This window comes from Ruegeria sp. AK4, from assembly GCF_056541025.1.
In genome coordinates this window covers 14,010-27,718 of record NZ_JBQFXS010000031.1, presented here as the reverse complement: position 1 = coordinate 27,718, position 13,709 = coordinate 14,010, and the positions used below count along the sequence as shown (strand labels likewise).

General features: G+C 52.8%; 15 protein-coding genes and 2 pseudogenes. 12 read left to right on the top strand and 5 right to left on the bottom strand.

Annotated elements, in window-relative coordinates; translation table 11 throughout:
• Positions 1-78: 78 nt before the first annotated feature.
• The 3 genes and pseudogenes from ACR0EZ_RS24315 to ACR0EZ_RS24305 all read left to right on the top strand — a co-directional run.
• Positions 79-288: pseudogene (locus tag ACR0EZ_RS24315) on the top strand (DDE-type integrase/transposase/recombinase); the annotation flags it as partial.
• Between the two features lie 407 nt (positions 289-695).
• Positions 696-950 carry a hypothetical protein gene (locus tag ACR0EZ_RS24310; protein ID WP_480617381.1) on the top strand — a complete coding sequence of 85 codons (255 nt, stop codon included), beginning with the start codon at positions 696-698 and terminating at the stop codon, positions 948-950.
• A 355-nt stretch (positions 951-1,305) separates the two neighbouring features.
• A pseudogene (locus tag ACR0EZ_RS24305) lies at positions 1,306-1,497 on the top strand (transposase domain-containing protein); the annotation flags it as partial.
• Positions 1,498-1,969: 472 nt separating this feature from the next.
• Here ACR0EZ_RS24305 and ACR0EZ_RS24300 read toward each other — a convergent pair.
• Both ACR0EZ_RS24300 and ACR0EZ_RS24295 read right to left on the bottom strand, forming a co-directional pair.
• Positions 1,970-2,221 (bottom strand): WGR domain-containing protein, encoded by a 252-nt coding sequence (locus ACR0EZ_RS24300; protein ID WP_480617382.1) that lies wholly within the window; start codon positions 2,219-2,221, stop codon positions 1,970-1,972.
• Positions 2,222-2,550: 329 nt separating this feature from the next.
• Positions 2,551-3,339: a Crp/Fnr family transcriptional regulator gene (locus ACR0EZ_RS24295; RefSeq protein ID WP_480617380.1), complete on the bottom strand. Its 789-nt coding sequence runs from the start codon at positions 3,337-3,339 to the stop codon at positions 2,551-2,553.
• Positions 3,340-3,512: 173 nt separating this feature from the next.
• On the opposite strand from ACR0EZ_RS24295, the gene ACR0EZ_RS24290 reads away from it, so the two are divergent.
• Together ACR0EZ_RS24290 and ACR0EZ_RS24285 are read left to right on the top strand one after the other, a co-directional pair.
• Entirely contained in the window at positions 3,513-4,634 is a 1,122-nt protein-coding gene (locus tag ACR0EZ_RS24290; protein WP_480617379.1) for a linear amide C-N hydrolase, read from the top strand.
• 127 nt (positions 4,635-4,761) lie between these two features.
• Complete coding sequence (locus ACR0EZ_RS24285; protein ID WP_480617377.1) at positions 4,762-6,189, top strand: serine hydrolase domain-containing protein; 1,428 nt, start codon at positions 4,762-4,764, stop codon at positions 6,187-6,189.
• 208 nt (positions 6,190-6,397) lie between these two features.
• Here the strand turns inward: ACR0EZ_RS24285 and ACR0EZ_RS24280 are convergent, their stop codons facing one another.
• Positions 6,398-6,811, bottom strand: coding sequence for a VOC family protein (locus tag ACR0EZ_RS24280; protein WP_480617376.1), 414 nt, complete (start codon positions 6,809-6,811; stop codon positions 6,398-6,400).
• Positions 6,812-6,989: 178 nt separating this feature from the next.
• Positions 6,990-7,373 (bottom strand): VOC family protein, encoded by a 384-nt coding sequence (locus tag ACR0EZ_RS24275; protein ID WP_480617375.1) that lies wholly within the window; start codon positions 7,371-7,373, stop codon positions 6,990-6,992.
• Between ACR0EZ_RS24275 and ACR0EZ_RS24270 the strand changes: the two genes are divergently transcribed.
• Complete coding sequence (locus ACR0EZ_RS24270) at positions 7,350-7,778, top strand: hypothetical protein (protein ID WP_480617374.1); 429 nt, start codon at positions 7,350-7,352, stop codon at positions 7,776-7,778. The two genes, ACR0EZ_RS24275 and ACR0EZ_RS24270, sit on opposite strands and share 24 nt — an antisense overlap.
• Positions 7,779-8,101: 323 nt before the next feature.
• Here the strand turns inward: ACR0EZ_RS24270 and ACR0EZ_RS24265 are convergent, their stop codons facing one another.
• On the bottom strand, positions 8,102-8,335 hold the full coding sequence (locus ACR0EZ_RS24265; RefSeq protein ID WP_480617373.1) for a hypothetical protein: 234 nt from the start codon (positions 8,333-8,335) through the stop codon (positions 8,102-8,104).
• Positions 8,336-8,470: 135 nt separating this feature from the next.
• Here ACR0EZ_RS24265 and ACR0EZ_RS24260 point away from each other — a divergent pair, with 135 nt between their 5' ends.
• From ACR0EZ_RS24260 to ACR0EZ_RS24235, 6 genes are all read left to right on the top strand, one after another.
• The gene (locus ACR0EZ_RS24260; protein WP_170329072.1) at positions 8,471-9,223 is read left to right on the top strand and encodes a Crp/Fnr family transcriptional regulator; all 753 of its coding nucleotides are present in this window, start codon (positions 8,471-8,473) and stop codon (positions 9,221-9,223) included.
• 445 nt (positions 9,224-9,668) lie between these two features.
• Entirely contained in the window at positions 9,669-9,977 is a 309-nt protein-coding gene (locus ACR0EZ_RS24255) for a hypothetical protein (protein ID WP_480617372.1), read from the top strand.
• A gap of 3 nt (positions 9,978-9,980) precedes the next feature.
• Positions 9,981-10,334, top strand: a complete 354-nt coding sequence (locus tag ACR0EZ_RS24250) for a hypothetical protein (protein ID WP_480617371.1) — start codon at positions 9,981-9,983, stop codon at positions 10,332-10,334.
• Complete coding sequence (locus tag ACR0EZ_RS24245; RefSeq protein ID WP_480617370.1) at positions 10,324-11,178, top strand: hypothetical protein; 855 nt, start codon at positions 10,324-10,326, stop codon at positions 11,176-11,178. Before ACR0EZ_RS24250 ends, ACR0EZ_RS24245 begins: the two co-directional genes overlap by 11 nt.
• A 93-nt stretch (positions 11,179-11,271) precedes the next feature.
• On the top strand, positions 11,272-12,471 hold the full coding sequence (locus tag ACR0EZ_RS24240; protein WP_480617369.1) for an N-acetyltransferase DgcN family protein: 1,200 nt from the start codon (positions 11,272-11,274) through the stop codon (positions 12,469-12,471).
• Positions 12,468-13,589: an alanine/ornithine racemase family PLP-dependent enzyme gene (locus ACR0EZ_RS24235; protein ID WP_480617367.1), complete on the top strand. Its 1,122-nt coding sequence runs from the start codon at positions 12,468-12,470 to the stop codon at positions 13,587-13,589. The genes ACR0EZ_RS24240 and ACR0EZ_RS24235 overlap by 4 nt, the downstream gene beginning before the upstream one ends.
• Positions 13,590-13,709: the final 120 nt, after the last annotated feature.

The following is a 13,709-nucleotide window of genomic DNA, read 5'->3' as shown; positions in this document are numbered from 1 at the left end:
GATCGTCACGGCCTGCTCCTGTCATGTTCTAGTGCGCGCTACCAGAAATGCACACGAACTGACAGGTGAGGGCGAACTTTGCGACAGAACCGGCGGAAATACCTCAATAACATCATTGAACAAGACCATCGATTCATCAAACGACGGATCAGACCCATGCTGGGATTCCAATCTTTCGCATCAGCCGCATCTGTCCTAGCAGGCATAGAACTGGTCAACATGATCCGTAAAGGTCAATTCACGCACGGACTCCGTCCGTTTCAGCAGTTCGCCCAACTGGCAGAGTGAACCGCTCTATAATTCCACTGATGCTCTGCCATCTAAAAAGTTTGCGACAGAACCGGCCAAGCTCCAAGCAAGTGGCGTTCGCGGAGCGCATCGCGCGGATCAAGCGCAGCCCTGTTCCGGACGAGTGCTTTCGGGATCGAAACCTGATGTCCCGCTGGATCGATAGCAACATGCCCTGAGCGCACCCACGGGAGCGGTAGATTCATTACAGCATCGAAACAATTGTTACGTTGAGAAAGCTCGGCCAGTACGGTATCTGACTAACGCGGCGTGCCTGGGGGGTTTATTGATTTACTTGAGGGGGTACGAGTTTGGTGCGTCGCGCACCCTCCCATCCGATGCTGGCCAAGCTACGAGTTTTGCTGATATGAAATTGCCTGCGTTCAAAAGATTGGAACAGCGCAGTCATGAATATCGATGAACCAAACTTGATCATGTCTGACAAGTGTAAGTCTGTACTTGTCGACGGATTTCGCTTTGAAATTGAAATCTATCGCTTGGAAAACCAGGGCAGCTGGACATTGGAAGTGATCGACGCAGAGGACGCCAGCTATGTTTGGGACGATAAGTTCAGTTCCGACCAAGACGCATTAAATACCGCTGTCGATATCCTGAACAATGAGGGCGCGCTGGGATTCATGGGAAAAGACGACAAACCTTAGGGTACCGCCAGAGTCTTTTGCTAGTAACCGGCATCATGGGTAAATTCAGATTAGACTTGTCCGCGTTGGTTCTGCTGCACATCTAAGTGCTAACTATCCCGATTGGACCCAACAATACGCCAATGGCCGCATGTGGTCCGACGCTTAAGCCCTTGGTTTTGGCGATTAAGGCGCAGAAGGTGCCTCATACGCTGGCTGGCTTTGCGAGTTTGTGGAATGCCAAACTCCGATTTTGTCCAGCCCTGTTGCGACCGCATCGATTGCAAACTAATTCTCCGCATCATCGTTACAAAAGAATTCGTACAGAACCTCCAAAATCGCCAACACGCGTTCATCCGCAATCCTGTAATAGATAAACGCCCTCTTCGCTGGTCACGATGCCGGAGCCCAGAACTGGGCAATGATCGCCTCGCTCATTGAGACCTGCAAACTCAACTCAGTGGATCCCCACGCTTGGCTGACCGCTACGCTTCAAGCCATCGTCAACGGACACAAACAATCCCGGGTCGACGAGCTGATGCCGTGGAATTATCAGCCGAACGTGTGAGCGGGACACCGGTTACGAAGCAGGCACAAGATCTGCAAACGGCCGTCATGCGCCATTGCCTTAAGAAAATCGGTCGCTTCCAGAGCGTTTTGGCTGAGATCGGGTTTCAAGTGCGCTCCCAAAAAAATGATAAGTCATGATATCACAACCTCTGAAATCTGTGTCGACAATGCGGAGAAGGGCGAGACAGAACAAATCGACAAGAGTGGTGCGGCCCGCAGCGCAACGCGCGAGGACACGGTCTAGTCTATTTGTCTTGTCCGAGGGGGGAGACCGTGCCTTCCCCCTTACGTCGGGGGGCGTTTGGCTTGTTCGATTCCCGCCTGACCCAACAAAAAAAGCCAAAGGATCTTGGATCCTGCGGAGGCGCAAAAGGGATCGTTCCTTCACGTCCATTCTGGCCGAGTGGCCAAAGAATAGATCGCTCAACCGCGTTGAGATGTGAAAAATCTACGATCGCTGGCGGGTGGTACTAACCACCGTAGGGAACATACCCTCGACAGAGCTTTTGCTTTTCGAGTTTCTGGAGTGCATCAACAGCCTGGGCTTCGTCTTCGTACGTCACCCTCATGGCTTGCCCGTTTGTGCCAATTCGCCCCCAGGTCCGAAGGACGCACACTTCCCCAAACAGTGTCTGCTGCAACTCAATTCCATAGTACCGCGCCATGTTGACGTCGGGATCCACGTGGATCAAGTGGACGGGTGTGGTCGCTGTCAGCTCCATAACACGATTGTCGATCAATAAAGCCCGTCTGTCCAATGACTTTGCAAAACGAGGTGACCGGAACCTCACACCCAGTCACCCAACTGACGTTACATCGTCGGCTTCGGCGGATTATCACACCGTGTTCATAAAACGCGTTCAACAGCATTTTCATGCGTTGGCATTCAGCTGCTGACAGTTCATAGCGGGCTTGTTCGGGGCTCAACAACTCAGACTGAAGAGTACTGTTTACCACCGTAGCATTTCAAATAAGCGGCTGCGAACTGCTGAAATCCGTGCGAAAAGCAATTGGAGGCCACACCTTGCAATGAAAGTCATTGTATATCGGGTCATGAGCAAAACGCTTCCAGCGACGCAGGCTCCAGTAACCTGATCCTCTTATAGGAAACATCAATCCACCCTTTTGATGCAAATTGCTTGAGAGTTCGATTGACCACGTCTCGCGCGGCATTGGCCAACTCGCCAATCTGCTCCTGCGTTAACCCCGAAATGACAGCGGTGCCTTTTTGCGCTGCCCCATGTTTTGAAGCGATGCGTAGCAGCGTCGAGGCAATGCGCTGTTGGACATTAGGTATCAGAAGATCGGAGACGGTCGCGATGGCAATGTCCATGCCGTGGGACGCGACCTTGGTCAGGGCCCGATGATAACTCGGGTCGGATGCAGCTATTTGATCCAGCGCGACCAGCGGGACGTGGAACGCAATTGAGGGCTCGACTGCCACAAATGTCAGGTTCCGGCGTCGCCGGCTGAGCGAGGCATCATATCCGAACCATACACCGCTACGGCATATATGGGCGAGCCTGTCATCGCCACCACGTCGCGGAACCTTGATACCAAAAGCCCCTCCTGCAACTCCAAAGATGCCGCCGCGGAAATCGCCGACATCAAAGACTCGGCTACCGACTGCGAACGTCCGAAGCGTGGCCCTCTCCAGTACTACGGCCTGGAATGCCTTGTCTTGTTCGGCAAGCCACCCGTACCTGAGAACCGCGCGCTTCGCCTTAGTGAAATCCAATCGCGGCTTGGCTGATTGCTCTTGATCAAGGCTCCTACCCGCCGGGAGAACGTCACGACGCCTGCGTTTAGCTGGTTCAATCAAGTTTTTATCTTGGCCCATGCCGACTTTGTCGTGATTGCTACAGATCAGCTCTGAATATCAGATAATATTGATATGAAACACCACTTCGTTTTGATGCAAACCGCCAGTCGAAAGTGGGTTTTCGCAATTGACGCACGATTATCATCGAGCAACTCCAGAATTTAGAAAGACGCCACATCAGGAGGTCATTTATGAACATCATGACGCTGACAAAAACCGTTGCCCGGACCGTTGTTGCGCTGATCGCATCCGCTTCAGTGTCGTGGGCCTGTACCGGCATTATGCTGACCGGTTCGGACGGAAGCATCATTCGCGCAAGGACTGCTGAATGGGGGCCTTTTGATCTCGAAACCAAGATCAACATTATCCCGAGGGGATATTTCTACAGTGCCGGCGAGATGCCAGACGGAAAGCAGGGAGCGACATGGACCGGTAAGTACGGCATGGTCGGCATCAGCATGTTGGACCACGGCGCGCCCGCTGACGGCATCAATGAGGCAGGGTTGACTGCCGGGCTGTTCTACCTGCCGGGCTTCACCGAATATCAGGAGTACAATCCTGAACTTGCCGACAACACCATCCCCGGTGATTTGCTGGCAAGCTATGTCCTGTCGAATTTCGAAACGGTCGAAGAGGCGATAGCCGGGCTCGAAAACATTCGTGTCGTGGGCGTAGTAGACGAGACGCTTGGTTTTCCGTTTCCGTTTCACATGCTTGTAGCCGACCGATCGGGTGGACGGATCGTCATCGAGTATATCGATGGCGAGTTGACTGTTTTCGATGCCCCGCTTGGCGTAATCACCAATTCGCCAAACTATGACTGGCACATGACGAACCTCAACAATTACGTCAATCTGACTGCTATCGGCGTGCCCCAGGTCGAAGCCAGCGGCGTTACTTTTGCTCCGCTTGGCGCAGGCAGCGGCATGATCGGTCTGCCTGGTGATTTCACACCCCCGTCACGCTTTGTGCGTGCCGTTGCGTTCTCGCAAACGGCCCGTGAAACCCAGGGCGGCTACGATACTGTACGGGAAGCTTTCCGGATCCTCGACAATTTTAACATTCCGGCCGATGCCGCTGAGGGTGCGCAGGACGACGTCCAATCAGAAGATCTGCTCTACAGTGCAACGCAGGTCACCACCGCCAGCGACTCCCAGAGCCTCACATATTACTATCACACAATGTACGACCGGACCGTGCACAAGGTCGATCTCAGCAAGATCGATTTCGGTGCCATGGGCGATGAGATGGTAGTCTTTCCGACCAGCGGCGATCGTGAACCCACAATTGTTGACATGACACCGAGCAACTGACTGATTTGCTGGCCGGGGTTTTTCGAAGAAAACAAGCCCTAGAACCCCGGTCATATCCAAACATTCGTGTCGATGCGACTTGGCAATCGCATTCCGGCGCATTTCTAAACAGTAAGGTGATATCTGAATGCGGGCCCGTCTTGTCAAACCAAACAGTCACACCCCAACCTCAAACTTCCGCTCATCCCTGTGGGCAATAGTACTAACAGGCGCTTCGGCTTTACTGCCGCATATAGCAGTCGCTGAAAATAGGCTGGCCGTTGACACACCACTTGGGGAAATTCGCGAAAACCATGATTTCTTCGGCGAGGAGGAAAACCGGGTTCAGATGTTGGCCGCAAGCCCGCGCACGCAATGGGCATGGCAAAACATGTCGCGCTTTTTCCCAACGGCGCAGATTCTTCGCGACGGCCCAATCAGCGAGTTGCAGGAGAACATAGACCCCTCGATCGGAGATATCGAGTTTATGCGTGAAGACGGTTCGACGGCTACCGTAATGGAACAGTTCAACAAGTACCCAATGGACGGGCTGATCGTTGTCAAAGATGGTGAGATCTTGTTTGAGCGCTACAAAACACTGCGACCGTTCGACAAGCACAACTGGTATTCCTCCGGAAAGATCCTCGGAAGCACTCTGCTCGCTTTGCTGGAAGAAGAGGGAAAAATTGATATATCGCAACCCGTCACTGCCTTTATCCCTGAACTTGAAGGTTCAGTGTGGGACACGGTACCGGTCGAACACGCTCTCGACATGGCGACGGGTCTCGATTCAACCGAACTTGACGAACCGGCCGGTGACTCGCGCATTAACCCCGAACAAGGATGGTACCGCTGGACATCTGCGATGGGCTTGCTCGACAATCCACTTGGCGTCGAGGAGACGCCCTTGGAGGTGCTGGCTGGCATGCAGCGCCGTGGCCCGGGCTATGAAGTTTTCGAATACAACTCAATCAACACTTTCGTCGTTGACCTTATTGTCGAAAACATCTCCGGCAAGCCGTTGCCCGAATTTCTGAGCGAACGGATTTGGCGCAATGCCGGAATGGAGCATGATGCCTTCGTCGCGGTCAGCGATGGCGGACTGCCGGCAAGCTTTGGCGTAATGAATTCGACACTGAGGGACATGGCCCGATTTGGCATGCTGTTCACGCCGAGTTGGAGCGAGATTTCCGACGAGCAGATCATATCAGACGCCATCATCAGCAACATTCAGACCGGTGGAGATCCGGAGATTTATCAGCGCGGCTATCTCGGTGAATTGAACGCCCGCAAGGGCTTTCCGGACGACCGGAACATTTCGAACCGCTACCAGTGGGATGCCGTCTTTGAGGATGGCGATTTCTGGAAGAAAGGCGTGGGTGCACAGGGGCTTTACATTTCTCCGTCGCGGAATCTTGTGATTGCTTATTTCTCGACAGGTAGCGGCGACGATCAGGAAGAAACTATGGCAAGGGCAATCGCGAAGCATTTCCGAACTCGCGTTGAGCGTCGTTCCATAAACACAGGTCCGGGAATTTTCCATCCAGGCAAGCTCCGCCTTGCCCGCAGTCGGTGAGTTGCTGCGGTTCTGAAGGTGTTGGAATTCCGCTGAATCACAACCTTCCAACCCAAGTCGTAGAGCTGCCCTACGCTGCACACTGAGGAATGAACAGTTTGGGCTCTCGCCGGACCTACACCGCCAGACGTTTGGGAGGGCGTAGCGCAGCGATTTTCGACAGTTTGTCAAAGCCCCGCATTTGGAGCACTGGTGATAGTTTGATGTCTCAACTGCTTTCACCATCTTTATGGCAGACAACCTCAAGCTTAATGCCGTGTGGGTCGAGCCAATAGGCCGCATAGTGCGTCCCGTATTGAGGAAACTCTTGGGGTGCGTCCAGAATTTGTGACTTCCGCGAGAGTGCCCAATTGTACGCCTCACGCACGACCTCACGCGTTTCGACCGAGAAGGCCAAGTGCTGTAACCCGGTAGCATGGCGCGAATAGTGCCCATCGTCCCTCGCCTGGTAGAAGAACAGCTGCGTCCCGAGTTTTCCATCCGGTCCGTAGTTGAATTCCGGTTTAGTTTTGAACCACTCCTTGAGGCCAAGGATCGGCATTAGCTCGTCATAGTAGGCCTTCGCCGCCACAAGATCCGGCACCGCGATACCGATATGATCTATTAATCCCGTTCTAGGCATGACTGCTCTCCAGCTCTTAGTGCCTCATGGCCTCTACCTTAGTTGTGATCAGCCAGCAGATTTGTGCTCTTGGTTTCGACATCGAGGCTACTTTGAGTATTGGCTAAGATGCAAAATTCGAAAAGCTTGTGCTCTTTCTCGACCCTAGTTGCGACGCTGCCATTGTGTTGCAATTCGTTTATTTTGCCAGCTTGTTGCTTACCTCGACCAGATTGTCATCTGGATCGCGGAAGTACACGGACATAAGCCTGCTGACGGCGCCCAGTTTCTCAGAAGGACCTTCCACGATAGTCACGTCATGCGCGCGAAGCTTCGTGGTGATTTCCTCGATTGGTGTGTCGGTCAGTAGACAGAAATTACCGCTTCCCGGAACGGTTTTTTTCGCCAGATCTGGTGCTGTTCCTGCATCTTGAAGACTGATTTTATTTGACCCGAAATGTAGGGACCATTTGCCGGGGCGTTCCTCTCGCGGAGTCATGCCTAGCAGATGTTGATAGAACTCAAGCGTTACGTCGACATTATTGACGCAGAGAACGATGTGATCGAAGCCATGGATGTTCATGGACAAAGCATACCTTTGGTCAGTTTCGCTGCAAGAGGTGAGCAACGCGATTTCGATCAGACCAAACTATCCGCCCAAGCGGTTCTGAATTTGCGCACCTGTCAGAGTTTCAATCGTCTTGCTCAGAATCCACGCATGCCCGAATGGGTCGAGAACGCGGCCCGCTCTCTTGCCAAAGGGACGATCCGCGAACTCGATAACAACTGCCCCGCAGAAGTCCACCATTGCCATGGCGATTTCATTCCGGATTTGCGAAACTCGGAGCTGACGCAGCATAAGCCCCTGCCCTGTTTTTCGAGACATTTTCAACGGCCCAAAGGAGACATCCAGTGCACCCCTCGGATGCTGCGGCTGCAGCCCGCTTTTCGGACATTCGCTGCGCAAGCGAAATCTGGGCTTTGGTGAACTCACGGTAGGCTGGCTTTGCCGTCTTTCGATCTGGAGCCTTCGCTAAAGCAGCATTTGCTCGCGGTCGCGGCATACTTATTGTTGCGTCGCGGCAAGTGTCACCAACCAGGTCATTCGCAGCCGTTATATTTGCGTTAACGGAAACCGTACCTTCGCCGCAGCTCGGTCGGACGAGCAAGACGCGGGATATGGCAAGCATTGAAACATTGGTTCTTGCTTCGTGTTTGAATTGATTAGAAACGAGGCATCAAAAGTTTGTTTATTTGCTGTTAGCTTTTTTGACGAGCATAATCTTTATTTTTCCGATACGGGACTTAACGCTACTGCCGAGCCCGATAGCCGGAAGCAATGATCCGGTTAATGAGAAAGGCGACGGCCTGGTGTATATCCTCTTCATCGTTATTGCCGACCGCTGCTTCGTGGGCAGCGGCTGCGTCACGGAGAACTCCCACAATCTCATGTTCGGGCAGGAGCTCACGATCTTTAATTGCAAGCAAAAGCGCTTCACAAATTGAGAGTGCTGCCATTCCTGAGTGGTCTTGCCGGTCAGCCATGGTAGACGTCCTTTTTTAACAGGCGTCCAAGCAAGGAAGCGCCACGATGAATTGCACCATACTGGCATAGGTTGCTGTATACTTAACTGATCGAAAGCAGTCTTGGCGTCGGATAGTTTCGCGGGCTGCTCATCGATGAAGGAAGAACACTTGCGCACTATCAAAAACAGTCCACTCACCCGAAAGCTTTCAAACTTCGTCGCTCTGACTGAGGTTGAACTTGCGGCCTTGGCACGCCTGCACAAGCGTCGCAGAACCTTTGAAGCCGGACGTGACCTTGTGCATCAAGGGCAATCAGAGCAGGCTGCCTACATTCTGGCCTCGGGCTGGGTTTGTTCCTACAAAACCCAGACTGACGGGTCGCGTCAGATCGTCGATTTCCAAATACCGGGTGACTTTCTGGGCTTGCGAAGCGTTCTGCTGCACACCTCGGATCACAGCATAGAACCAATCATGGAAATCCAAGCCATTGAAGTAGTAGTGGATGATCTCCTGGAAGCATTTGCGCAAACGCCCCGGCTGGCGACAGCAATTCTTTGGGCGGTCTCTCGAGATGAAGCGATGGTGGTTGAGCACCTGGTCAACATAGGACGGCGAGATGCGGGTGAGCGCATGGCGCATTTTCTATTGGAACTTGGTGTGAGGCTGACTCAGGTCGGGATGGCAAGCAAGACGGGATACGCCTGCCCACTGACACAATACCACCTTGCCGATGCACTGGGACTGAGTGCCGTACATGTTAATCGTGTCCTACGGCAACTGCGGGAGAAGGGGCTGGTTACTTTTCAATCCGGGCAAGTGGTATTTGATGATTATGAAGGACTGGTGACGTTGGCCGGTTTTGACCCCACTTATCTGGATCAGGCCGGGCCACTGTTGAAGCAATAAGTTCACCCCTACAGCGATGCCGGGATTTTGATGATCGTTGCCTGTTAGAGACGGAATTCGCTTCGGCAGATTTGGGATTTCACCGAAAAAGAAGCGCAAGATAAATACAGTCCGATTGCGGTACTGGATTTCCTGCGCTTCTCAATTACTCGTTAAGAACACGCCAGCAAATATCCCGCCAACACACATCACGTTGCCGGAATCCAAACATCGTTGCACTGACGCAGGTTAGTCAATTTTTGGCGGTACCTGATCCTCGGGCACCAAATGCATTTGAGATTCCAATAAAATCTCAGGTCATTGGCCGCAGACTAACATCGATCAGCGCGCGTCTGCCATTTGCACATTATTCTAAGTTACAACGCCGGTACTACCGTGGCGCTTACGAGCGTAATCTGCGGCAGATTGCGCGGGGAAGATCCAACAAACTATATGGAGGACCAAGGTGAGCACGAGATCGTCCAGTTCTTTGGTGACGTTTTCAAATCCGTTCTCTTTGTCCGGCTATCCAGATGAACTTCCTGCAGGCGAGTATGAAGTAGTTGTTGAAGAAGAACTACCACAGGGCCTGAGTTTCGAAGCATATCGAAGAACCGGAACCTACCTGACAGTTCAGGGCAAAGGCAGCAAGCCAGGCCGCACGGAAATGCGCCCAATTGACCCAGAAGATTTTGAACGGGCGCTCAAGCAAGACCAGACCTTGGCCACATCTAACAATGACAGCGATGCGGCGCTTTCCCCGCAGGAGGAATAGATTATGAACACGCCCGAATGGCTTAAACCCGGAATCTACGGTGCTCTGATCGGCGGGGTTTTCGTAGGCGTCGTTGGATTTTCTTGGGGTGGATGGATGACCGGCGGTAGTGCAGACAAAATGGCCAACGCCATGTCCCGCGACAATGTAATCGCTGCGTTGGTTCCGGTCTGCGTCGACATGGCGAGAACTGACGCCCAACGCGCCGAAAAAATAACGACAATCAAAGAGGCTTCTTCTTTCAAGCGGAAGGATGCCGTCATGGAGGCAGGCTGGGCAACGGTACCGGGATCCCAAACCCCCAACAAAGATCTGGCACAGGCCTGCATTGAGGGGCTGAACCTGGATGGATCGTAACTCAATCACTCAACATTCGGACAACGCCGTTTGCACCAGGACAAATCGAAAAAATAAGCACTGGTTTTACTCTCACTTTATGACGGCGCTGTTTGTTGGCGTTTTCAGCTGCTTGGCGGGCTCCTTTATCTCATCAAGTCCCGCATCGGCCGAAACAAATTCGATCCCGGATAATGCGCATCCCAAAAAATATGGCGACGGTTGGGAATGCGATTTGTCCTATCGGTTGGAAGGCGGAGAATGCGTGGCCGTTGTCGTACCGGGAAATGCCTACCCCACAAACAGAACCTACGGCTCAGGGTGGGCATGTATGCACGGCTTTGTTGAAGTGGGCGGCACCTCATGCACTGAAGTGATTGTGCCTGAGGGTGGATATCTCGATCCGTCAGGTGAGAGGTGGCGATGCCTGCGGGGGTACACAAAAGTAGACGATAGCTGCCAGAAAATCGTGGTGCCGGAAAATGCTTACCTGACGAACAGCACTTATGGATCTGCATGGCGTTGCAACCGTGGCTACGAAATCGACGGAGAAGCATGCGTGGCAGTAGCAGTTCCGGAAAATGCTTTTCTGAACGCATCAACCAGCGGGCGTGCGTGGACGTGCGAGCGTGGATATTTTGAGCGCGACGGACGGTGCGATACCGTTTTTGTGCCTGAGAATGCTTTCTACGATGACGCGATCCATGGAGTTGGATGGAAATGCGAACGTGGCTACGAGGCGTCCGGTGATCGCTGCAATGCAATCGAGCTACCAGAAAATGCCCATATCGACCGATCCGGGAACAGGTGGGAATGCCACAGAAATTATCATCGGTCAGAAGGTCAGTGTGTTCTGAACAAGTGAGGTTTCAGGCAGAAAGCCCACTTTTGCAAACTTCACAATTTGTGCCCGTTCTTACCAAGGACGGCGCGTTTCACACTCCAAAAAGGAAAAGATATGAAACCCGTACCCATTGCGTCGGATGCCGAGCAGTTCGTTACCCGCAATGCGCAAAAGCTGCCGCCTGAACAAGCAGTTTTTCCAGAGCTTCACCGCAAGACACTTGTGAAGGATACACCGACTGCAGTTGTGTATTGCGAAGGGAACTTCGCAAAGATCGATGGCAAGACGGCTAATGGTCTCGTTCGACATTCACAGGCCTATCGCGTTCTTTCGGTGATCGACAGCACAAATACCGGCTGTGACAGTGGCAAAGTGCTTGATGATGTCGCCAATCAGGTTCCCATCTTCGATAATCTTGATGCCGCCGTCGCAAATGAAGCTACGATCCCCGACACGTTTATTTACGGAATAGCGCCGGCCAGCGGAAGAATGTCCCTTGAGGATCGCGAAGTTGTTGTGGACGCGATAACGCTCGGAATGAACATCGTCAGTGGACTGCATGAATTTCTTAGTGATGATAAAGAGCTCGTCGGATTTGCCAAAATTCACGATGTTACGATCCACGACGTTCGCAAGCCGCGACCCAATCGCGACCTTCGCCTGTTAGATGGCAGTGTTGGAGACGTCCAAGCGATCCGCATCGCGGTGTTTGGCACCGATTGTGCAATTGGAAAGCGTACAACCGCGACGATCCTGACAAGTGCCCTTAACGCGCATGGGATCAAAACAGTTTTGGTCGGCACCGGCCAGACAGGATTGATGCAGGGCGCCAAGTATGGTGTCGCGATGGATTCGGTACCGCCGCAATTTTGTTGCGGCGAACTTGAGCGCGCTGTTGTAGCTGCATCTGAAGGTGAGAGCCCGGATGTCATAGTGATCGAGGGCCAGGGCGCGCTCAGCCATCCGGCCTTTTGCACGTCAGCCTTCATTCTGCGAGGCAGTCAGCCACATGCGGTAATTCTTCAGCACGCGCCCAAGCGAAAACGTCGATGTGATTTCCCCAACATGATTATGCCCGACCCTTGCGATGAAATCACTCTGATCGAGGCTTTTGCGAACACAGAGGTAATTGGCATGACGATCAACCATGAAGGAATGAATGATGTTGAGATTTCAAAGGCCATCACAGACTATAACTGCAAATTGTATCTCCCGGTCACTGACGCATTGAACCGTCCTCCAAAAAACTTGGTGAATATGGTTCTATCTGCCTTTCCGCGCTTGCAACCCCTACGTGCTACGACGATTGAATGAGCAAGCTGCGTATTGAAGTTGATCTGGACAAAATTCGGTACAACACACGGTTCCTGGTCGACCACCTTAGACCCCGCGGAATTACGGTGACAGGTGTGACAAAAGCCGTTTGCGGTCATCCTGAGATTGCGAATGCTATGCTTGAAGGTGGCGCGACAGGGCTGGCGGACGCGCGGATCAGCAATATCATGCGTATGCGCGATGCTGGGATCTCGTGCTCCATATCCTTGATCCGAACGCCCATGCTGAGCCAGGTCGCGCAAGTCCTTGATAACTGCGATGTCAGCTTCAACACTGAGATGGACATTATCGCCAGCCTGGCCATCGAGGCGCTGGGAAAGAGCATGACTCACAATATTATCTTGATGGTGGAAATGGGGGATATGCGGGAAGGCATCTTGCCTGAGCACCTTGAAAGCACTGTGTCTCAAATTCTTAGAATGGAAGGGATTTCTCTGAAGGGGATTGGCGCAAATTTTGCCTGTCTGGGTCATGTGGCACCCTCTGCAGGAGCAATGGAATTGCTTTCGTCACTTGCCGCCGACACCGAACTTGCAAGTGGACCCGCTCTGGAAACAGTGTCAGGCGGCGGCTCTACCAGTTTGCCATGGGCGCTTGGCAAGGGTGCGACCGGAAAGATCAACAACCTGCGTCTGGGTGAGGCTATCCTGTTGGGTACCGATCCTGTATCCGGGCACGCGATCGGCGGGCTTAATACAGATGCTTTCACTCTTTGGGCGGAAGTGATCGAAACGAAAGCCAAATCAAACCCAAATCCCGTGCGAATGAATTACCCTATACCTTCAATGCAGTGTGTGACTTTAGACGGTCCTTCGAATACTCGGTCGATCCTTGGCATTGGACTCCAGGACACCGATGCAGCGGGTCTTGCATTCCCTGCTGGCGTCACGTTCGTCGGAGCCACCAGTGATCATATCGTTGTTGAAAACACCATTTGTCTGCTTCGCCCTGGTGGCGAGGTAAAGCTGAAATTGAACTATAGCGCGCTCTCGCGCGGCATGGCTGCACCTGATGTAGCAAAAGTCTTCCATGGTGATGGCGCATTGGTTGACTGCTCCGCAGCGAACACTGATCGCCCATATTCGAAGCGAAAGTAGCGCGCCAGGGTTGCCGCCGCCTCGGTTCTGCTTCAGCCACCCGTCTTATTCTACGGCTTTACGTAGTAAATGAGGCACCCAATCCCTATATAGGATGTAGCCGCATTCACTTTTCACACC